The following is a 19826-nucleotide window of genomic DNA, read 5'->3' on the forward strand; positions in this document are numbered from 1 at the left end:
AAATTCCCGTTTTGCGCCTATGCAACAACGTTGCGACTCGTAGAATGAAAAGCGGTTACTCTTACGGGAAAAATGTTCCATGACGGACTCGGATTTCAGTGAGTTGGCGGCACGAGTAGATGCTGTTGGGCAGACGATGCTTCGACTCATCGGCCACCTCGAAGAACAAGGCTGCGTCGACGGCGTACGCTTTTCGCAGGCGCTGCGCCGCTTTGGTGCTGCCCGTCGCCAGTTGCCGGACCAAATACAGGCTCGGGGCGGCGACGTCGTCCTGCAGATGGTGCAGATGCTGGACGAAGCGAGATCCTGCCGATGATCGGGCTGTCGAACCGGAAGCCGAAGGCGTCGCGCATGATTCGCCTCAGGCGGCGGTTTGCTTGATGCCGGCCTTGACGGCAATGTCGTGCGCGCGGCCGAAATGCGCCTTGTCGACGCCGTTGAGGACGCGATAGACGGCGCTGGGCGGAAACTCGTTCTCTTCGGCCCATTGGCGGATGGTTTTGCCTTGGCTGCGGAGCCAGGCTTTGAATTTGGGTACAGTCACGGTTAGCCTCCGTGGTGGTTCGAGGGAGACAGTGGCGAAGCATCTTTGCCGGTGAATTCGCCGCTGTTTGTGAGTGAAGTATGGTATGCGTTTGATTACCTGTCAAGCGCAAATTGGGTAATCGTATGGATTCGATAGGCGAGCGCCTGCGCGAAGAGCGTGAGCGATTGGGGTATAGCCAGACGGCATTCGGGGCGCTGGCGGAAGTGACCAAGCAATCGCAGATCAAGTACGAGAAAGGCGAGCGTTCGCCGGACGCTAGCTACCTCGCGGCAATCATGCGTGTCGGGGCTGATGTCCAGTACATCGTCGGGGCAATTCGGTCGTCGATGGCGTTAGCGCCCGATGAGCAAGAACTCGTCTCGCGATATCGGGCAGCGTCGCTTGAAGTCAAAGCCGCCGCAATCGGTGCGCTTACGGCCGCAAGCACGACAAAGAGCGCGACCCGTCAGGAACAGGTCTTTCACGGATCAGTAGGGCAGGCCGTAAAGGTCGAGGGGGGCCTCGATCAGCAGGGAATCAGTTTTTTCGGTAAAGGCAAGAAGAGAAAATGACCAATGACGCTAACGGGAAACAGGAGTTCAACAAGCGAGTCGGACAAGCCATACAGGCCGGAGAGGCACACATCGCCGATCGCTCGGTACATGTGCATGCCGGCGCAATCGGAAACATTGCTGGCCGGGACATCGTCAACCACGGCGTGCCGATCTCAAACAGCAATGTCGTGAACCTTCAGTTCGGTTCAAAGGAACCAGTCGAGTTCGTGACGAACCATCAGAAAGGCGTGATCATGGAGCTGGTTGGCCAGATCGCGGACGCGACCGGGAATGACGTCCTCAAGATTTCCCGTGCAGTGCTGGCCCGCGCTGGCGCGAAGCGGGTCAAATGGATTCGTAGCGATAGATACCTCGATGTTGAGCAATACCTGTCGTCGTGGTTAAACCGCGTGGCGATCAAGCAGGCAACGCCAAGCGAGACCCAACCGGAATCCATCCGCCCAGCTCCCGTCGAAAGCCGTAGCGTCGACTTGTCTCCGCAACTTCAACTCGCCCAGGCGCAGCTCGCGTCCACCCGAACGACACTGAAAATCACGCTGTTCGCAGCGCTCGCGGGGATCGCCGTGCTCGGTTACTACGGCTGGACCAGCCATCAGACGATCGGCCAGCTCCAGGCAGCATTCGGCGGATGCCAGTACGCGGGGAAAACGTACGCGGTAGGCGCCATCATCGATAACTCGGACGCACCCGACATCGAATGCGTTGTGACGTCAGACGGCAAACCCGGCATGTGGCGTGATCTCACGGCGCGGCGCAAGCGCTGATGATCGACCGGGCGCATCGACCAACCCGAATCTCAACGAGCATTAATTCCTTCTCGAAACAGCAGACAGCAAAATGACCAATCCGAAGAACAACCCGAATTCCGATTCCAACAACAAGGGCGTGCCGGTATACGACAGCGTCGATCATGGGGAGCGCCGTGATTACGGCGATCTCAACAAGGGTTTTGAAGTGGTCAACACGCTGCCGCCGCCTCCGCCGCTGCCGACACGGGATAACAGCAATGGGAACGACCAGTCTTGAACTGCAGTGGCATAACCAGCTCTTCGACATTCGCCGGTCTATCCGCTACCACAACCGCCGCCGCGCGTTTTTCGATCGCCTCGACCAGATGACCAACATGCTGTCGGTGATCTTCGGGTCGACGGCGGTCTACGGCGTGCTCGAACAGCAATACAAGGCGGTCGCGCTCGTCGCGGCCGGGCTCGTCACGGTGCTGTCCGCGATCAATCTGGTAGTCGGATCGTCGCAACGCGCGCGGGCGCATGCGGATTTCTCCCGGCAGTTCATCGGGTTGGAAAAGCGCATGGCGCTGTCGGTGCCGGATGATGCCGTGTTGCTGGCGGTGCGCGGGGAACGTTTGACGATCGAGGCCGAGGAGCCGCCGGTCCTGCACGTGCTCAACGTGATTTGCCACAACGAGCAAATGCGGGCGATGGGATACGCGGATGCCGACCTTGCGAAGGTGGGATTCTGGCAACGCGTGTTCTCCCAGCTTTTCGATTTTCGAGAGTACTTGTTGCGCGCACAAAAGCCGTAAGAATTGAGGAAACAATGTTTGCAAAGGATATTGAAACGTCTGAATTGCTTCGCGAAGCAACACGTTTTTCAGATACGGGGGACTTGGATAAGGCGATTGCATGTTTGAAAGAGACGCATCGACGAATGGCAATATCGCCGGTGTCATATCCTGTAGAGACTTGGCTGCGGCTGCCGCTTTATTTGCAGAAGGCCGGGCGCTTCGCTGAGGCGATGGATGAATTCGCAAAGCTTGTTGCAAACACGCCTACGCGCATCGCTCGCGAACAGCCCCATCTCTCCGCCGCGAAGCACGAAAAATTCGTCACGCAAGATATTGCGATCATCGAGGGCAAAATTCGTCTTGCTTCGGAGCGTGAGGCCAAGACCAAAGCGAGAAAGAATGCGAAAAGCTAAGACGCACATCGGGTGAGCTTCTCAAGTTCTAGCTTCTGATTCGACTTGCTACCGGCCGTATGTGTGCCTATGCTGGATGCTCCGTGCGGTGGAGTCCGATATGAACATTCATCCCGTCATAGCCGCATTCGAGCGTCAGGCGAAGATTCTCGACGTAATCGGTGACGCGCAGGATGCAGACGACGCGATCGCGCTGCTCGCTGGCTGGATCGACCTCGCACTTGAACACCTGACCGACGACGATGTGAGCGTACTCGTCAACGTTGGTGGGCTGCTGTTTCGCGACGGCCTGCAGCGTAAAAACGCTTCCGCGAGCGGCCCCTAAAGCGGATTAAAAGACCTACCCGTGCATGCCGTCCAAGATGACAGCATATCCACTACGGGAGGTCATATGCCCTTCATCAAGCGCTTCCCGCGGCTGACGAGCTGGCTCGTCGCCGCGATCATCCTCGTTGCAGCCATCGCGCTTTTCTCGCCGCAGCAACTGCCCGTCGCCCTCTACAAACTGAGTCTCGTGAGCCTCGCGGCCGTCGTCGCGTACTGGCTCGATCGCGGGCTTTTCCCGTACGCGCGCCCGGACAGCTACCTCGAACACGACTGGCGATACGGCTCGCTCGAAGCGCCCCTCGACGCCGATTTTCGCGTCGTTTCCGGGTACGAGTTGGTGTTTGCCGCGGCCATGCTGCGGCGGGCGGTGATCGTGCTCGGCGTTGTGGTCGGCGTCGCGCTGGGCCTCTGATCATGCGCGCGCTGATCGCCTTTGTCGTCGCGCTGCTCGGCGCCGCCGCACCGGTCGCCGCGCAAGTGCCGGCCGAAGCGTTGACGTATCGCGCCGAGCTGACGCGCAACGCGCGCGCCGTCTGGGGCATCGATGCGCCTGTCTCGTCGTTCGCGGCGCAAATCCACCAGGAAAGCCGCTGGCGCGCGGATGCCGTTAGCGTCGTTGGTGCCCGTGGCATGTCGCAGTTCATGCCGTCAACGGTCGACTGGATTGCGGGTGCCTACCCGGCCGAGCTGGGCGAGGCGCAGCCGTTCAACCCGTCCTGGTCGATTCGTGCGCTCGTGCGCTACGACCGGCACCTCTGGGAACGCATCACGGCAGCCGGCGCATGCGAGCGCATGGCGATGACGCTGTCGGCCTATAACGGCGGCCTGGGCTGGGTCTATCGCGATCAGCGTGTGACGGCCGCCGCTGGCGCCGATCGGCAACGTTGGTTCAGCCATGTCGAGCGGTTCAACGCGGGCCGACATGCGGCGGCGTTCCGCGAGAACCGCGGCTACCCGCGCGTGATCCTGCGCACGTTCGAACCGCGCTACGTGAAGGCCGGGTTCGGGCCGGGAGCATGCTCATGAACTTTCCTGTCTTGCTTTCGCGCGGCCAGTGCGTCGTCGCCGCTGTCGGCGCCGCGGCGATCGGCGCGATCGCCGCCGGCGCGATCGCGTACTTCGGCGGTTACCACGCGGGCGCGCTCGCCGGCGACGCGAAGGTCGCGAAGCTCGAACGCCAGTATGCGGACGGCGCACGCGACGCCGTCGAACAAGCGCGCATCAAGGAACGCGCGGAGACGCAGCGCGCGGCGGCGCTGGCGGGCGACCTGTTCGCCGAGAAAGCCCGGCACGCGCTCGAAGTCGACGAACTGAAACGGAGAATTCCCAGTGTCACGAGCCAATACCGCCCGGCGCCGGATGCGCCTCTTCAGGACTTGCCTCGCTGCGTTTTCACTGTCGGCTTTGTCGGCGTGTGGAACGCCACCGCCGGCGCCGCTGGTATGTCCGCGACCGGTGCTGTCGCCGGAGCTGCTACGCCGACCGGCACCGATGACGCCCTTGATTCCGGGGTACGCCAGGACGACATCCTCGCCCACCACGTCGACGCCAGCCGCCGCAGCCGCGACATCGAATCGCAACTGAACAAGCTGATCGACTACATCGAGGGAGAAACGCGGTGACGTTACAGGTGGAATTCTGGCAACTGGTGTCGATGCTCGCGACGTTCATCGGCTTGCTGATCGCGGCCGGCAAGGTATTGCTTGTGCAAATCGAGCGTCAGCAGAGCGCCCGCGACAAGCGACAAGAGGACCAGCTCGAGACGCTGGGAAAGCAGCTCACGCGGCAAGCCGATTACACGGCGCGGCTGGAGCGCGACTTTCTGCGATTTCAGGCGGATCTACCGCTCCAGTACGTGCGCCGCGAGGACTACGTGCGCAACCAGACGGTCATCGAAGCCAAGCTCGACGCGATCGCGCTCAGATTCGAAAACTTACAACTCCGGGGAAATCAATGACGCCCACCAATCCGCTGGGAATCGACCACGCCAAGGTACGCCGCGAATCGCTGCGCTGGTATCTGATTCTGGCGCTGTACAACGCGCGACCCGAGGAAGTCGTCGAGGACGTGATCCAGATGACGATGCGCTCGATCTTCGCCGACATCACGGCGCTTGAAGTGCGCAAGGAGTTGGACTACCTCGCCGATCGCGTGCTGGTGAAGCTGCGCAAGGAACCGTCCGGCCGCTGGTGGGGCGACCTCACGCGCTACGGCGTCGACATCGCCGAGTACACGATCGATTGCGAGCCGGGCATTGCGCGGCCGGCCAAGTACTGGAGCCAGTGACATGGGGCGCAGCAGCGGCGTGCAACGCCTACCGAAGGCCGTGCGCGAATGGCTCGAAAGCGCGCTCGTCGAGGGCAACTTCACGGGCTACCAGGAGCTGGAGCAAACGCTTCGCGACAAGGGTTACCAGATCAGCAAGTCGGCGATCCATCGGTACGGGCAGCGCATCGAGCGCCGCTTCGCCGCGATCAAGGCGAGCACGGAAGCCGCACGCATCCTGACCGAAGGCGCCGCCGACGACCAGGACGCGCGCTCCGAAGCCGTCATCGCGCTCGTGCAGACCGAGATGTTTGAATCGATCGTCAACCTGCAGGAAGCGACCGACGAAGACGCTGATCCGGGCGAACGCATTGCGCTGCTGTCGAAGGCCGCGAAGAACATCGCGACGCTGGCCCGCGCGAGCGTGAACCAGAAGAAATTCCGCCTGGAGGTGCAGGCGCGCGCGGAAGCGGCAGCCGCGGCCGTCGACAAGGTCGTCAAGAGCGGCGGCCTGTCCGATGACGCGGCAGACGCGATCCGTCGTCAGATTCTCGGGATTGCCGGATGACGATCGTCGAAACCCGTGCAGATCGGGCGCCCGCCGTCCTGCTGCCGTATCAGCAGAAATGGGCCGCCGACACGTCGCCCGTCAAGGTGTGCGAGAAGTCGCGCCGCGTCGGTTTGTCCTGGGGCGAAGCGGCCGATTCGGCGCTGCTCGCAGCCAGCCAGCGCGGCATGGACGTCTGGTACGTCGGTTACAACAAGGACATGGCGCAGGAGTTCATCCGGGACTGCGCCGACTGGGCCAAGTTCTACAGCCTCGCGGCCGACGAGATCGAGGAAACCGAGGAAGTCTTTCAGGACAAGGACGGCGACAAGTCGATCCTCGCGTTCGTGATCCGCTTCGCGTCGGGCTTTCGCGTGACGGCGCTGTCGTCGCGCCCGTCGAACCTGCGCGGCAAGCAAGGCCGCGTGATCATCGACGAGGCAGCGTTCCACGAGCAGCTCGGCGAGCTGCTGAAGGCGGCGATGGCGCTGCTGATGTGGGGCGGTCAGGTTCACATCATTTCGACACACGACGGCGTCGACAACGCGTTCAACGAGCTGGTCACGGATGTTCGCTCCGATAAGAAGCCGTACAGCCTGCATCGCATCACGTTCGAAGACGCGGTTCGTGACGGGCTCTACCAGCGAATTTGCTTGCGCAAGAACGAAGCCTGGACGGCCGAGGGCGAAGCCAAGTGGGTCAAGGACATTCGCGCGTCGTACGGCGCGGATGCCGAGGAAGAGCTGGACTGCGTGCCGAAGAACAGCGGCGGCGCATGGCTCTCGCGCGCGCTGATCGAGTTGCGCATGTCGTCCGATACGCCGGTGCTGCGCTGGGCCTGCAAGCAGGGTTTCGAGGTGCTTCCCGATCACATTCGCGCGGCCGAATGCCGGGACTGGCTCGACGCGACGCTCGGCCCGCTGCTCACGACGCTCCCGGCCGATGCCCGTTCGTACAACGGCGAGGACTTCGGCCGCACGGGCGACCTGACGGTCCATGTGCCGCTGATCGAACAACAAAACCTGATCCGTCGCGTGCCGTTCATCGTCGAGCTGCGCAATGTGCCGTTCCGACAGCAGGAGCAAATCGCCTTCTACCTGCTCGACCGTCTTCCGCGCTTCACGGGCGGCGCCTTCGATGCGCGCGGCAACGGCCAGTACCTCGCAGAGATCGCCATGCAGCGCTACGGCGCGTCGCGCATCCAGCAAGTGATGCTGTCGGAGTCGTGGTATCGCGAACACATGCCGCCCGTGAAGGCCGCATTCGAAGACGGCACGCTCGACGGCCTTCCGAAAGATGCCGACGTGCTCGCCGACCTGCGCGCCGTGCAGGTCATCAAGGGCGTGCCGCGCGTCCCGGACGTGCGCACAACTGGACAGGACGACGGCAAGCGCCACGGCGACGCTGCCATTGCGGTGGCGCTTGCGTATTACGCGAGCCGAGAACTGAACAAGGGGCCGGTGACCGCCAAATCGCGGCGGCGCCGTTCCAGCGTCCGAATGACAGAGGGTTACGCATGAGCAAGGGTTTGTGGGTCAGCCCCACCGAGTTTGTAAAGTTCGGCGAGCCGGACAAGTCGCTGTCGTCGCAGATCGCGACGCGCGCGCGCAGCATCGATTTCTTCGCGCTCGGCATGTACCTGCCGAATCCGGACCCGGTGCTCAAGGCGCTCGGTAAGGACATCCGCGTCTACCGCGAGCTGCGCGCGGATGCGCACGTCGGCGGATGTGTGCGCCGCCGCAAGGCGGCCGTGAAGGCGCTCGAATGGGGCCTCGACCGTGGCAAGTCAAAGAGTCGCGTCGCGAAGTCGATCGCCGACGTCTTCGCCGACCTCGACCTGTCCCGGATCATCACCGAAATGCTGGACGCCGTTCTGTACGGCTATCAGCCGATGGAAATCACCTGGGGCAAGGTCGGCAACTACATCGTGCCGATCGACGTCGTCGGCAAGCCGGCCGACTGGTTCGTCTACGACCCGGACAACCAGCTCCGCTTTCGAAGCAAGGATCACTGGGTGCAGGGCGAAGAGCTGCCGGCCCGCAAGTTCCTGGTGCCGCGCCAGGAGGCGACGTACCTGAATCCGTACGGCTTCCCGGACCTGTCGATGTGCTTCTGGCCGACCACGTTCAAGAAAGGCGGCCTCAAATTCTGGGTGCAGTTCACCGAGAAGTACGGTTCGCCGATGCTGGTCGGAAAGCATCCGCGTAGCGCGTCGGACGCCGAAACCAACCTGCTGCTCGACCGCCTGGACGACATGGTGCAGGACGCCGTCGCGGTCATTCCCGACGATTCCAGCATCGAGATCAAGGAAGCGGCCGGCAAGTCCGGTAGCGCCGACGTCTACGAACGCCTGCTGCACTTCTGTCGCGGCGAGGTGTCGATTGCCTTGCTCGGGCAGAACCAGACCACCGAGGCGACGTCCAATCGTGCGTCCGCGCAGGCCGGGCTTGAGGTGACGGACGACATTCGCGACGGCGACAAGGCGATCGTCGGCGAGGCGATGAACATGCTGATTCGCTGGATTTGCGACCTGAACTTTGACGGCGCCGATCGGCCTGTCTTCGACATGTGGGAGCAGGAGCAGGTCGACGAGATCCAGGCCGGCCGCGACGAGAAGCTCACGCACGCCGGTGCGCGCTTCACGCCAGCGTATTTCAAGCGCGCATACAACCTGCAGGATGGCGACCTGGACGAGCGGCCACTGCCGGTGTCCGCCGTCGACGCGGTCGGCGCCGCATCCTTCGCAGAGTTCGAAGCACCCGACCAGGATGCGCTCGACGCCGCGCTGAACACGCTGTCCGCGCGCGACCTGAATGCCGACGCACAGGCGCTGGTCGCACCGCTTTTAAAGCGGATTGCGAACGGAGCGAGTGCCGACGAGCTGCTCGGCATGCTCGCCGAGCTGTATCCGAACCTCGACGCAGACGCGCTGCAGGAGCGGCTTGCCCGCGCGATCTTCGTCGCGAACCTCTGGGGGCGTCTCCATGCCTGAAGCGGTCGATCTCGGCTACTGCATGAAGCTCCCGCCAAAGAAGGCGATCGAGTATTTGCGCAGCAAGGGCTACGAGATCACGTGGGACTGGGAAGAGCTTTGGCAGGACGCGCAGGCCAAGGCGTTCACCGTCGCCAAGGTGACGCGCCTGGATATCCTGCAGGACATCCGCAACGCCGTCGAAACCGCGATCAGCGAGGGCAAGACGCTGCGCTGGTTCACGAAGGAGCTGACGCCCGTCCTGCAATCCAAAGGCTGGTGGGGAAAGCAGGAGCACGTTGACCAGGACACCGGCGAAGTCAGCCAGGTTCAGCTCGGCAGCCCGTGGCGCCTGCAGACGATCTACCGGACGAACCTGCAGACCGCCTACATGGCCGGCCGCTACGCCGAGCAAATGGCGAACGTCGACGATCGGCCGTACTGGATGTACGTGTCGATCCTCGACAGCCGCACGCGCCCGAGCCATCGGGCAATGAACGGCAAGGTGTTCCGATACGACGATCCGTTCTGGCAGTCGTTCTATCCGCCGAACGGTTGGGGCTGCCGATGCCGCGTGGTTGCGCTGTCGCACGACGAGATCATCGTGCGGGGCATCAAGGTCGAGGCGGCCAGCGACCGCCTCGGCAAGACGCTCAAGCTGGTCAACGAGAAAACCGGCGAGATGCGCGAGGTCGCGACGTTCCGCACCATCGACCCGGTCACGCGTCGCGAGATCGTCGTGTCGCCGGACGTCGGCTGGAGCTACAACCCCGGCGCCGCGGCGTGGCAGCCTGACCTGTCTCGATACACGGGTGATCTCGGCACGATCGCCAGGAGGGAATTGCAATGAGCGATTTCGTGAAATTCCAGATCGATGACTCGGCTCTGCGCACGCGCTTGCTCCAGCTCGAACAAGCCGGCCATCAGAAGGCCGGCGCGATGCGCAAGATCGCGCAGGCCCTCGTGCTGGTCACCGAGGACAACTTCGCCGCGCAGGGGCGGCCGCGCTGGCAAGCGCTGTCGGACGCGACGATTCATATGCGCGTAGGCGGCAAGAAGGCGTACAAGAAAAACGGCGAGCTGACGGCGGCCGCGTCGCGTCGCAAGGCCGGATTGATGATCCTGCAGGACAGCGGGCAAATGGCGGCGAGCGTCTCGACCGATCACGACGACAATTCGGCTGTCATTGGCAGCAACAAGGAGTACGCCGCGATTCACCAGTTCGGCGGGCAAGCTGGCCGCGGATTGAAGGTCACGATTCCCGCTCGGCCGTGGTTGCCCGTTACTGCCGATGGCGAGCTGCAACCTGAAGCGGTTGAGCCGGTGCTCAACACCATCCTGCGTCACTTGATGGGCGCAGCGAATCGCCGCTAACCTGTCGACGAGCCGATCGCGCTCTGCGCGCCTCCGGACCACCCGAGGCGCGCAACGATAGCCTCAGCACCCTGACGCTGCCTCGTAAAGTTTTATAAAGGCTTTATGGGTTTGGTTCGAACCCGCCGCGCTCCCTACATCGCGCGTACAGCCCCGGTTCAATCGTAAAGCCGATTAAAAGACCCGTCCCGTTCGCCGCCCGATGATGGGCGGCATGAACGCGAAACCACTCCACATTTTCCGGGCAGGCACACAGACCGACATGAGCGGTCGCGTGCTTGAGTTCGCCGAAACGGATCTCGCCGCGACGGCTGCCGCATACGACCCGAAGGTCCACGAAGCGCCGATCGTCATCGGCCACCCGCGCGACAACGCGCCGGCGTGGGGCTGGGTCGCTTCTCTCTCGGCGTCGGCCGGCAACCTGCAGGCCGAGCCCACCCAGGTCGATCCGGCGTTCGCCGAACTCGTCAGCGTTGGGCGCTTCAAGAAGATCAGCGCCAGCTTCTATCACCCCGATTCGCCGCACAACCCGACGCCCGGCGTCTACTACCTGCGCCACGTCGGCTTTCTCGGCGCGCAGCCGCCGGCGCTGAAGGGCCTGCGCGACGTGAATTTCAGCGACGGCAACGAGGGTGTTGTCGAGTTCAGCGACTGGGGCCAGGAGCTGAACGCCGGCCTCTGGCGTCGCCTGCGCGAATGGCTGCTGACGCAATTCGGCCAGGACACGGCTGACCTGGTCATTCCCGACTGGCAAATCGAATCGATCCGCGAAGTCGCACGGCAAGACGATGCGCCGACCAGCGCATTCGCCGAGCGCGGCTCGGCAACCAAACCCACCACCACTCAGCAGGAGAACGCCGCAGTGACCCCCGAAGAAAGGGCCGCCCTGGAGGCCGAAAACAACCAGCTCAAGCAGCAGCTCGCCGACGCGCAGGCGCGTGAACGCAAGGCAGCGGACGATCGCCGCCACGGCGAGCACGTGTCGTATGCCGAGCAGCTCGTCACCGGCGGCACGCTCGCACCGAAGCACAAGGATGCGGTCGTCGCGGTGCTCGATTTCGCCGCGCGCGAGCCGTTCGAGTTCGGCGAAGGCGATGCCAAGCAACCACTGGCGACCGCATTCCGGTCGTTTCTCGGCGAGTTGCCGAAGGTCGTCGACTTCGGTGAGCACGCCACGCGCGAACGCGCTGGCGTGACGACGACGGACGCCGACACCGTCGACTACGGCGAGAACGTCGATCCGAAGCGCGCCGAGCTGGACGGCCGCATTCGCGCGTACATGCGCGAGCACAACGTCGACTACGCGGCCGCCGCAAACGCGGTGATCCGCTAACCACCGGCGAAAGCCACTGCAAAGGCCATTGAGCCAGGAGAAATGATGGGACGTCTCTCGAAACTGCGAATCGTCGACCCGGTGCTGACGAATCTCGCGATCGGCTACACGAACGCCGAATTCATCGGCCAGAGCCTGTTTCCGATCGTCGAAGTGGAAAAGGAAGGCGGCAAGATTCCGAAGTTCGGCAAGGAATCGTTTCGCCTCTACAAGACGGAACGTGCGCTGCGTGCGAAGTCGAACCGCATGAATCCGGAAGACCTGGGTAGCGTCGACGTGATCCTCGACGAACACGACCTCGAGTATCCGATCGATTACCGCGAAGACCAGGAATCGGCGTTTCCGCTGGAACAGGCCGCCGTCCAGACTGCGACCGAAGCGATCCAGTTGCGCCGGGAAAAGATGACCGCGGACCTCGCACAAAACCCGAACAGCTACGCGGCGACCAACAAGAAACAGCTCACCGCGGCCGAGAAATTCACCGCGGCCGGCAGCGATCCGGTTGGCGTCGTCGAAGACGGCAAGGAAGCGATCCGCACGAAGATCGGCCGCCGGCCGAACACGATGGTGATCGGTGCGTCGGCCTACAAGACGTTGAAGAACCACCCGCAGCTCATCGAGAAGATCAAGTACTCGATGAAAGGCATCGTGACCGCTGACCTGCTGAAGGAAATCTTCGAGGTCGAGAACGTCGTGGTCGGCGAGGCGATCTACGCCGATGATCGCGACCGCTTCACCGACATCTGGGGCGCCAACATCGTGCTCGCCTACGTTCCCCTGCAGCGCGGCAGCCAGCAGCGCACGCCATACGAGCCGTCGTATGGCTACACGCTGCGCAAGAAAGGCAATCCGGTCGTCGACACGCGTGTCGAGGACGGCAAGCTCGAACTGGTACGCAGCACGGACATTTTCCGTCCGTACCTGCTCGGCGCAGACGCCGGCTACCTGATCTCGGGCATCAACGGCTGATCGCGCGACGCGCCGAATCCCGTACTGACCACGTTTCGCCCTCGGGCGAGACCCACCCGAACGGAACATGACTCATGAAAACGCATCAACCGATCCTTACCACTTCCGTTACCGCTGCCGCCGGCCTGAACCGCTTCCAGTTCGTCGGCTTCGATGGTGGCGTGTGCGCAGCCGGCGCGAAGGCGCTCGGCGTTGCCGAAACGACCGCCGATGTCGGCGAGCAAGCGTCGGTCAACCTGCTCGGCGTCATCCTGGTCATGGCCGGTGCGCCGGTCGACGAGCACGCCGAGGTTGAGGCCGACGCTGCCGGCCAAGCCATTCCGAAGGCGACGGGCGCGTCGAACGGCTACGCGCTCGATGCCGCGACGGCTGCTGGCGACGTCATTCGCATCCTGCGGGGCATTTGACGTGCGTTACTGCACGCTGGCCGACCTGAAGGTGGCCGTGCCGGAACGGACGCTCATCGAGCTGACGAACGACACGACCACCGATTACGGCGCACCGGCGCCGACGACGATCAATTCCGACATCGTCGAAAGCGCCGTGCGCCAGGCGGAGGAGATCGTCGACGCGCACTTGCGTGGTCGCTACAACCTGCCGCTGTCGCCGGTGCCGACGGTCATCAAGGATGTCACGGTCAATCTGGCCCGGCACTGGCTGTATGCCCGCCGACCGGAAGGCGCCGCACTGCCGGACACCGTGTCGCAGACCTTCAAGGCGTCGATGCACATGCTCGAAAAGATTCGCGACAACAAGCTGACGATCGGTGACCCGAGCGGTACGGCGACGCCGGAGCCCGGCGAAATGAAAGTACGCGCGCGCCGTCGCGAGTTCGGTTCGGACCTGCTGGAGCGCTATTGATGGCGACGACGCTTGAAATGGTCGACTCCGTTGTCGCGCGGCTTCGCTTGAAGCTGCCGGCGCTGGTGACCGAGTACTTCCCGGAGCGTCCGGACGATTACCGGCTCAACCATGCGGTCGGCGCGCTGCTGGTCAGCTATCCGGGCAGCCAGTACGACACGACCGTCGACACCGACATGGTTGTTCAGCCGCGGCGGGTGAAGTTCGCGGTTGCGATCGTGCTGCGCCAGCTCAACGGCCGCGGCGGTGCGATCGACGTGCTCGATCACGTTCGCACCGCCCTGGTGGGTTTCCGCCCGCCGGACTGCAAAAAGCTTGCGGCGGTCAGCGACAAGTTTCTCGGGGAGTCGGCCGGCTTGTGGCAGTACGTGATCGAGTTTTCGGCGGGCGCCGTGATTGTCGAGGACGCGGAGCCGAATGAAGGACCGCTGTTGACGCAAGTTACCTATGAGGAGGAATCGTGAAATACCAGTACAGCGGACCGACCAGCGGCGTCACGCTGCATGACGGCGAGAACGTCCAGGAAGTGATGCTTCACACGGGCGCCGAAGTCGAGTTGCCCGAGGGGCACGAGTACACGGCGACACTGTTGGCGATGGGCTATCTGACGCCCGCGTCGACGAAGCCCGCCAAGCCCGCGCGCACCGGCGCGATGGATGATCAACCGAAGACCGCGGACAACGCGGTCGTCGCGAAGGGAGTGTGAGCGATGGCGGCAAACTACTTGCATGGCGTCGAAACCATCGAAAAGGAAACCGGCTCGCGGCCCGTCAAGGTCGTGAAATCGGCCGTCATCGGTCTAATCGGCACGGCGCCGATCGGGCCGGTTAATACGCCGGTGCAGTCGCTGTCCGACGTCGACGCCGCGCAGTTCGGGCCGCAGCTCACGGGTTTCACGATCCCGCAAGCGCTCGATGCGGTCTACGACTACGGCAGCGGGACGGTGATCGTGATCAATGTGCTCGATCCGGCGGTGCACAAGAGCAACGCGCCGAGCGAGCCCGTCACGTTCGACGCAGCAACGGGCCGAGCCAAACTCGCGCATCCGGCCGCATCGAATCTCGTGCTGAAGAACGACTCGGGCAGCGCGACGTATGCCGAAGGCACCGACTACGCCGTCGACCTCGTCAGCGGCATCATCACGCGGATCAAGACCGGCGCGATTCCGGCTGGCGCGACGGCGGCCAAGGCGACCTACGACTACGCGGACCCGACGAAGGTCACGGCCGCCGACATCATCGGCGCGGTGAATGCGGCCGGCATGCGCACGGGGATGAAGGCGCTGAAGGATACGTACAACCTGTACGGCTATTTCTCGAAGATCCTGATCGCCCCGGCGTATTGCACGCAAAACTCGGTTGCGGTCGAGCTGGAAGCGATAGCCGTGCAGCTCGGCGCGATCGCGTACGTCGATGCGCCGATCGGCACCACGCTCGCGCAGGCGCTGGCTGGACGCGGGCCGGCGGGCACGATCAACTTCAACACGTCCAGCGACCGCGTACGCCTCTGCTATCCGCACGTGAAGGTCTACGATGCGACGACCAATGCCGACCGGCTGGAGCCGCTCTCATCGCGCGCGGCGGGTCTGCGGGCACGCGTCGACCTGGACAAAGGCTATTGGTGGTCGAGTTCGAATCAGCAGCTCCTCGGCGTGACGGGCGTCGAGCGGCCGCTGTCGGCCATGATCGACGATCCGAAGTCGGACGTGAACATGCTCAATGAGCAAGGCATCACGACGGTGTTCAACTCGTATGGCTCGGGCTTGCGCCTGTGGGGCAATCGTACGGCTGCATGGCCGACAGTCACGCACATGCGGAACTTCGAGAACGTGCGACGCACCGGCGACGTCATCAACGAGTCCATCCGCTACTTCAGCCTGCAATTCACGGACGTGCCGATCGATCAGGCGGTCATCGACTCAATCGTCGAGTCGGTGAACGGATTCGCCCGTAAGCTGATCGGTGACGGCGCGCTGCTCGGCTTCAAGGCATGGTTCGACCCGGCGCGCAATCCGAAGGAAGAGCTGTCTGCCGGCCATCTGCTCATCAGCTACAAGTACACGGTGCCCCCGCCGCTCGAGCGGCTCACCTACGAAACCGAGATCACCTCGGAGTATCTGCTCACCCTGAAGGGAGGTAACTAATCATGGCGGGTGGCGTCAAAATCAATCGGATCACGAACGCCAACGTGTATCTGAGCGGAAATTCGATGCTTGGCAAGGCCGAAGAAATCAAGCTGCCGGACGTCCAGGCGATCATGGCCGAGCACAAGGCACTCGGCATGATCGGCAAGGTGGAACTGCCCGGCGGCCTGGACAAGCTCGAGGGCGAGATCAAGTGGAACTCGCTCTATGCCGACGTGGCGAAGGCGATGGCCAATCCGTTCAAGGCGGTTGCGCTGCAATGCCGATCGAGCATCGAGATGTACGGCGCGCAAGGCCGTGTGCAGGAAGTCAGCCTCGTGACGTACCTGACCGTGATGTTCAAGAAGAATCCGCTCGGCACGTTCAAGCAACACGAGAACGCCGATTTCAGCTCGTCGTTCGGCGCGACCTACATCAAGCAGGTTATCGACGGCGAGGAAGTGCTGGAGCTGGACTATATGGCCAACATCTTCCGCGTCGGCGGCGAAGACATGCTCGCCGACTTCCGCGCCAACATCGGCGGCTAACCCCACACCTGAGCAGTCGTCCTCGACTTTGGCCCGCTTCGGCGGGCCTTTTTTAATTCTCTCCTCGATACAGCTATCGCGCGCGTGTCGACAATGTGTGCTCTACCTCTACGGAGCACATCGTGAAAATCCCCCTCAAATTCCCCGTCAAACTCGCTACCGGCCAGACGCTCACGGAACTGACGTTGCGCCGCGGCAAACGTAAAGAAATGGCTCTCGCGGCCAAGTACAGCGAAGACCCCGGCGAACAGGAAGACTTCCTGCTCGCCACGCTGACCAATCTCACCGTCGAAGACATCGGCGAACTCGACCTCGCCGACTCGAAGCGGCTCATGGATTCCTTTCGCAGCATGGTTGAGGGACGGGATACCGCCGGAAATGCGGGCGCCCAGCGACCAGCCGCGGAGCAAGGAAACGCAGACGCTGGACTCGGCGCTGCGACCGCTGGATGAGGTATTGCTACTGGTGCTGAAGATTCAGCCGTCCGAAATCGCTGACCTGGACATGGACGACTACTGGCACTGGATCGACGCCGCGGAGCGGGAAATCAAGCGACGCGTCGACACTTCGAAGGGATCTTGAGGTCAGGCGGACCGGCGGCCAAGCCGGCCGCACAGCCACACGACGGCCTTGATCGCCGCAGCGATGAGGTACGAGCCGGCCACCACGACCGGCCCGAGAAAGGCGAAAGCAAAAAACGCGACGATGCCGAAAACGATCGGCACGGACCACCAGGGCAGTTCGATGAACAGCCAGACCGCGAGCGCGACGCCCGCAATTGCAATCACGGCGTAGGTAATGCCTTCGGCGATGGACTGGATGTTCATGGGTGGCCTCGTAATTTTCCGGTAAGGATATGGCAAGCGAATTCTATATCGGCGTAAAGATCGGCGCGACACTACTCGGTAGTTTCGGTGCCGCGCTGTCCGGCACGCGCACAACGCTGAACGGGCTCGGACGTGTCGCCGACGAGCTGCGTGCGAAGCATACCCGCCTCGGGGACGCAATGGCGCGGGCGGTCGCGCATCCGATGCGCAACGTCGCCGAGCTGCGCGGCCAGTACGACCGCCTGGGCCGGACCATCGATCTGGTCCAGGCGAAGCAAGCGGCCCTTGCGACCCGGCTGGCACGCGGCGCCGCGCTGCGCGAGCAACGCCAGGGGCTTGGTGCGGACATGCTCGGCACCTATGCGACCGCCGTTGCGACGGCCGCGCCCGTCATTGGCTCTGTGAAGCAAGCAGCCAGCTTCGAGGCCGGGCTGCGCGATATCGCGATTACCGGCAACCTGACGCGCGATGAGGAGTTCCGTATCGGCGAAACGATGCGTCGGGCGGCTCTTGCGACGAGTCAGGGCCACAACTCCATTCTGGAAGGTGTCGGCACGCTAGTTGCCGCCGGGATGGACGCCAAGGAAGCCGGCCAGAAATCCAGCCTCCTCGGTCAAGTGGCGACAGCGACGAACGCCGACATGAAAGACCTCGCAGGTATGGTCTATTCGTTCTCCGAGACGCTTGGGATCAAGGGCGACGCGTCGCTGAAAGAAGCGTTCAACCGCGCCGCGTATGGCGGCAAGCTCGGCCGGTTCGAGCTGAAGGATATGGCCAAGGCCCTGCCTGAAATGACCGCGGCGTTCGCCGCCAAGGGCATCAAGGGACAAGACGCGTTGACGCAGATTATTGCGAGCCTCGAAGTCGGCCGCGAAGGCGCCGGCAGCGGCGACGAGGCTGTGACGAACCTGCGCAACTGGCTGTCGCACATGAACGCGAAAGCGACCATCGACGCGTACAAGAAGGCCGGCGTCGACTACCAGAAGTCGATGTCCAATCTGGTCGCCGGCGGTTACTCCAGCTACGAGGGTTCGCTGCAGATCGCGCAGAAGTTCATCGCATCGCGCGGCGACGTCTTCATGAAGCAATGGAAGGCCGCCGGCGCCAAGGGCGATGAGGAAGCGCAGCGCAAGCTAATGGAGAGCTTCGGCCTGAACGAGGTGTTCCAGGACATCCAGACCATCAATCACCTGCTCGCGATGCGCCAAGGCTGGGACAAATACCAGCAGAACAAGAAGGATATGGGCAGCAAGCAGGCGCTGAACACGATCGACCAGGACTACGCGCGCCGCGCGGAACTGGCGACCGTCGCATGGGGCCGCTTTCAGACTCAGATTGTGGATCTCGGTATCACGGTCGGCCGTGCGCTGTTGCCGTCGCTCACGGACCTGATGAACACGGTCACGCCGCTGATCCAGCGCACCGCACAGTTCGCGGCCGGCCATCCCGGCCTGATCCGCGGCTTGGTCGGTTTCGCAACGGCGGTTATCGGTATGAAGGTCGCAACGCTCGCGGCCGGCTGGGGCCTAAATTTCTTCGTCAAGTCGCCGCTGAACATGGTCAGCACGGCGCTGACGACCGTCGGGGCGAAGTGGACGCTGTTTCGGGCGCTCTGGATCGGCGGCGGTTCGCGCCTTTCCACCGTGTTTCAGATTTTCGGGATGGGTGCAGGAACGGCCGGCAAGCTGGCGGCCGGAATCGGGCGCGCTGGGAGCCTGTTTATGGGATTGGGCCGTGGTGCGCTCGTGGTTGGCCGCGCGCTACTCCCGTTCGGTCAGGGCATGCTGATGACGATCATCGGGCCGCTGCGCCTGCTCATCCAGGGCGGGATGCTGCTCGGTCGCATTCTCGGCGGGCAGTTGGTCAATGGCCTGATGCTCGTCGGCCGCACGGTGCTCTGGCTCGGACGCGCGCTGATGCTCAATCCGATCGGCATCGCCATTACGGCGATCGCCGTCGGCGCTTACCTCATCTATCGCTACTGGACGCCAATCAAGCAATTCTTCGGTGGTATCTGGAACTCGATCCGCAGTGCGTTTAGCGGCGGAATTGGCAGCGTCATGCGGCTGATTATCAACTGGTCGCCGCTCGGCCTGTTCTACCGCGCGTTCTCGGGCGTACTTCGCTGGTTTGGCGTCGGGCTCCCGAAAACCTTCGCCGAATTCGGCTCGCACCTGATCGACGGCCTGGTCAACGGTATCCGTAATCGCTTCACGAGCGCGAAAGACACGCTGGTGGAATTCGGAAGCAACGTGAAAGCGTGGTTCGCCAATACGCTCGGCATCAAGTCTCCGTCCCGCGTGTTCATGGGGTACGGCGACAACATTGCACAGGGCGCCGCGATCGGCATCGGACGATCGTCCGCAATCGCCGCGCGCGCGGCCGCCGGGATGGCAACGCAAGCCGCGGCCGCAGCGTCCATACAGCGTATCAATGCGGCCCGTGGTGGCACGCCGGCGGGCGCTTCGGTAGCCGGCGCTGGGATCACGGTTCACTTCTCGCCGACGATCACGGTTCAGGGCGGTTCGCCCGAAGGCGTCAGGGACCAGGTGAACCAAGGGCTCGGCCTGTCGTTGCGCGAACTGGAGCGGATGCTCGATAACCTGCTCGCGCAACGCGCGCGCCGCTCGTACGGGGGCTGAC

At 63.2% G+C, this 19826-nt stretch carries 30 protein-coding genes; 28 read left to right on the plus strand and 2 right to left on the minus strand.

Annotated features, from left to right (window positions below):
* The first annotated feature begins 79 nt into the window (after window positions 1-79).
* The gene (locus tag WS70_RS27845) at window positions 80-316 is read left to right on the plus strand and encodes a hypothetical protein (protein ID WP_059598257.1); all 237 of its coding nucleotides are present in this window, start codon (window positions 80-82) and stop codon (window positions 314-316) included.
* 45 nt (window positions 317-361) lie between these two features.
* Here WS70_RS27845 and WS70_RS27850 read toward each other — a convergent pair whose 3' ends face one another.
* A complete protein-coding gene (locus tag WS70_RS27850; RefSeq protein ID WP_059598256.1) occupies window positions 362-544 on the minus strand; it encodes a DNA-binding protein in 183 nt (60 codons plus the stop codon).
* A gap of 125 nt (window positions 545-669) precedes the next feature.
* Here WS70_RS27850 and WS70_RS27855 point away from each other — a divergent pair, with 125 nt between their 5' ends.
* The 26 genes from WS70_RS27855 (at window position 670) to WS70_RS33485 (ending at window position 16938) form a co-directional block, all read left to right on the plus strand.
* Window positions 670-1098 carry a helix-turn-helix domain-containing protein gene (locus WS70_RS27855; protein ID WP_059598255.1) on the plus strand — a complete coding sequence of 143 codons (429 nt, stop codon included), beginning with the start codon at window positions 670-672 and terminating at the stop codon, window positions 1096-1098.
* Complete coding sequence (locus tag WS70_RS27860) at window positions 1095-1865, plus strand: hypothetical protein (protein ID WP_059598254.1); 771 nt, start codon at window positions 1095-1097, stop codon at window positions 1863-1865. The genes WS70_RS27855 and WS70_RS27860 overlap by 4 nt, the downstream gene beginning before the upstream one ends.
* Window positions 1866-1938: 73 nt before the next feature.
* Complete coding sequence (locus WS70_RS27865) at window positions 1939-2127, plus strand: hypothetical protein (protein WP_059598253.1); 189 nt, start codon at window positions 1939-1941, stop codon at window positions 2125-2127.
* Entirely contained in the window at window positions 2108-2644 is a 537-nt protein-coding gene (locus WS70_RS27870; RefSeq protein ID WP_059598252.1) for a hypothetical protein, read from the plus strand. Before WS70_RS27865 ends, WS70_RS27870 begins: the two co-directional genes overlap by 20 nt.
* A 14-nt stretch (window positions 2645-2658) precedes the next feature.
* Window positions 2659-3039, plus strand: coding sequence for a hypothetical protein (locus WS70_RS27875; RefSeq protein WP_159082985.1), 381 nt, complete (start codon window positions 2659-2661; stop codon window positions 3037-3039).
* A 100-nt stretch (window positions 3040-3139) separates the two neighbouring features.
* Window positions 3140-3364, plus strand: coding sequence for a hypothetical protein (locus tag WS70_RS27880; protein WP_059598279.1), 225 nt, complete (start codon window positions 3140-3142; stop codon window positions 3362-3364).
* Between the two features lie 66 nt (window positions 3365-3430).
* Window positions 3431-3778, plus strand: a complete 348-nt coding sequence (locus tag WS70_RS27885) for a putative holin (RefSeq protein ID WP_021158467.1) — start codon at window positions 3431-3433, stop codon at window positions 3776-3778.
* Window positions 3779-3780: 2 nt separating this feature from the next.
* Complete coding sequence (locus tag WS70_RS27890; protein WP_059598250.1) at window positions 3781-4392, plus strand: transglycosylase SLT domain-containing protein; 612 nt, start codon at window positions 3781-3783, stop codon at window positions 4390-4392.
* Window positions 4389-4988, plus strand: a complete 600-nt coding sequence (locus WS70_RS27895) for a hypothetical protein (protein WP_059598278.1) — start codon at window positions 4389-4391, stop codon at window positions 4986-4988. Before WS70_RS27890 ends, WS70_RS27895 begins: the two co-directional genes overlap by 4 nt.
* The gene (locus tag WS70_RS27900; RefSeq protein WP_059598249.1) at window positions 4985-5323 is read left to right on the plus strand and encodes a hypothetical protein; all 339 of its coding nucleotides are present in this window, start codon (window positions 4985-4987) and stop codon (window positions 5321-5323) included. Before WS70_RS27895 ends, WS70_RS27900 begins: the two co-directional genes overlap by 4 nt.
* A complete protein-coding gene (locus tag WS70_RS27905) occupies window positions 5320-5652 on the plus strand; it encodes a hypothetical protein (protein WP_006485389.1) in 333 nt (110 codons plus the stop codon). The genes WS70_RS27900 and WS70_RS27905 overlap by 4 nt, the downstream gene beginning before the upstream one ends.
* 1 nt (window position 5653) lies before the next feature.
* The gene (locus WS70_RS27910) at window positions 5654-6199 is read left to right on the plus strand and encodes a DUF3486 family protein (protein ID WP_059598248.1); all 546 of its coding nucleotides are present in this window, start codon (window positions 5654-5656) and stop codon (window positions 6197-6199) included.
* Window positions 6196-7698 carry a terminase large subunit domain-containing protein gene (locus WS70_RS27915; protein WP_059598247.1) on the plus strand — a complete coding sequence of 501 codons (1503 nt, stop codon included), beginning with the start codon at window positions 6196-6198 and terminating at the stop codon, window positions 7696-7698. Before WS70_RS27910 ends, WS70_RS27915 begins: the two co-directional genes overlap by 4 nt.
* Entirely contained in the window at window positions 7695-9170 is a 1476-nt protein-coding gene (locus tag WS70_RS27920; RefSeq protein WP_059598246.1) for a DUF935 domain-containing protein, read from the plus strand. Before WS70_RS27915 ends, WS70_RS27920 begins: the two co-directional genes overlap by 4 nt.
* 22 nt (window positions 9171-9192) lie before the next feature.
* Window positions 9193-9999, plus strand: coding sequence for a phage head morphogenesis protein (locus WS70_RS27925; protein WP_226382877.1), 807 nt, complete (start codon window positions 9193-9195; stop codon window positions 9997-9999).
* Window positions 9996-10523: a phage virion morphogenesis protein gene (locus tag WS70_RS27930; protein ID WP_059598244.1), complete on the plus strand. Its 528-nt coding sequence runs from the start codon at window positions 9996-9998 to the stop codon at window positions 10521-10523. Before WS70_RS27925 ends, WS70_RS27930 begins: the two co-directional genes overlap by 4 nt.
* A gap of 214 nt (window positions 10524-10737) precedes the next feature.
* The gene (locus tag WS70_RS27935) at window positions 10738-11856 is read left to right on the plus strand and encodes a hypothetical protein (protein WP_059598277.1); all 1119 of its coding nucleotides are present in this window, start codon (window positions 10738-10740) and stop codon (window positions 11854-11856) included.
* Between the two features lie 45 nt (window positions 11857-11901).
* Complete coding sequence (locus tag WS70_RS27940; protein WP_059598243.1) at window positions 11902-12825, plus strand: major capsid protein; 924 nt, start codon at window positions 11902-11904, stop codon at window positions 12823-12825.
* A 74-nt stretch (window positions 12826-12899) separates the two neighbouring features.
* Window positions 12900-13232, plus strand: coding sequence for a DUF2190 family protein (locus WS70_RS27945; protein WP_059598242.1), 333 nt, complete (start codon window positions 12900-12902; stop codon window positions 13230-13232).
* Window positions 13183-13686, plus strand: a complete 504-nt coding sequence (locus WS70_RS27950; protein WP_226382880.1) for a gp436 family protein — start codon at window positions 13183-13185, stop codon at window positions 13684-13686. The genes WS70_RS27945 and WS70_RS27950 overlap by 50 nt, the downstream gene beginning before the upstream one ends.
* Window positions 13686-14150, plus strand: coding sequence for a Gp37 family protein (locus tag WS70_RS27955; RefSeq protein ID WP_059598240.1), 465 nt, complete (start codon window positions 13686-13688; stop codon window positions 14148-14150). Before WS70_RS27950 ends, WS70_RS27955 begins: the two co-directional genes overlap by 1 nt.
* Entirely contained in the window at window positions 14147-14392 is a 246-nt protein-coding gene (locus WS70_RS27960; protein WP_059598239.1) for a hypothetical protein, read from the plus strand. Before WS70_RS27955 ends, WS70_RS27960 begins: the two co-directional genes overlap by 4 nt.
* Window positions 14393-14395: 3 nt before the next feature.
* Window positions 14396-15829, plus strand: a complete 1434-nt coding sequence (locus WS70_RS27965) for a phage tail sheath subtilisin-like domain-containing protein (protein ID WP_059598238.1) — start codon at window positions 14396-14398, stop codon at window positions 15827-15829.
* A gap of 2 nt (window positions 15830-15831) precedes the next feature.
* On the plus strand, window positions 15832-16356 hold the full coding sequence (locus tag WS70_RS27970) for a phage major tail tube protein (RefSeq protein ID WP_059598237.1): 525 nt from the start codon (window positions 15832-15834) through the stop codon (window positions 16354-16356).
* A 122-nt stretch (window positions 16357-16478) separates the two neighbouring features.
* Window positions 16479-16808, plus strand: coding sequence for a phage tail assembly protein (locus WS70_RS27975; protein WP_059598276.1), 330 nt, complete (start codon window positions 16479-16481; stop codon window positions 16806-16808).
* 4 nt (window positions 16809-16812) lie between these two features.
* A complete protein-coding gene (locus tag WS70_RS33485) occupies window positions 16813-16938 on the plus strand; it encodes a hypothetical protein (protein WP_257791896.1) in 126 nt (41 codons plus the stop codon).
* 2 nt (window positions 16939-16940) lie between these two features.
* On the opposite strand, the gene WS70_RS27985 is transcribed toward WS70_RS33485, so the two are convergent.
* Complete coding sequence (locus WS70_RS27985) at window positions 16941-17183, minus strand: hypothetical protein (protein WP_059598235.1); 243 nt, start codon at window positions 17181-17183, stop codon at window positions 16941-16943.
* Between the two features lie 29 nt (window positions 17184-17212).
* On the opposite strand from WS70_RS27985, the gene WS70_RS27990 reads away from it, so the two are divergent.
* Window positions 17213-19825 (plus strand): phage tail tape measure protein, encoded by a 2613-nt coding sequence (locus WS70_RS27990; RefSeq protein WP_059598234.1) that lies wholly within the window; start codon window positions 17213-17215, stop codon window positions 19823-19825.
* Window position 19826: the final 1 nt, after the last annotated feature.

The sequence above is a fragment of the Burkholderia mayonis genome, assembly GCF_001523745.2.
Classification (GTDB): Bacteria; Pseudomonadota; Gammaproteobacteria; order Burkholderiales; family Burkholderiaceae; genus Burkholderia; species Burkholderia mayonis.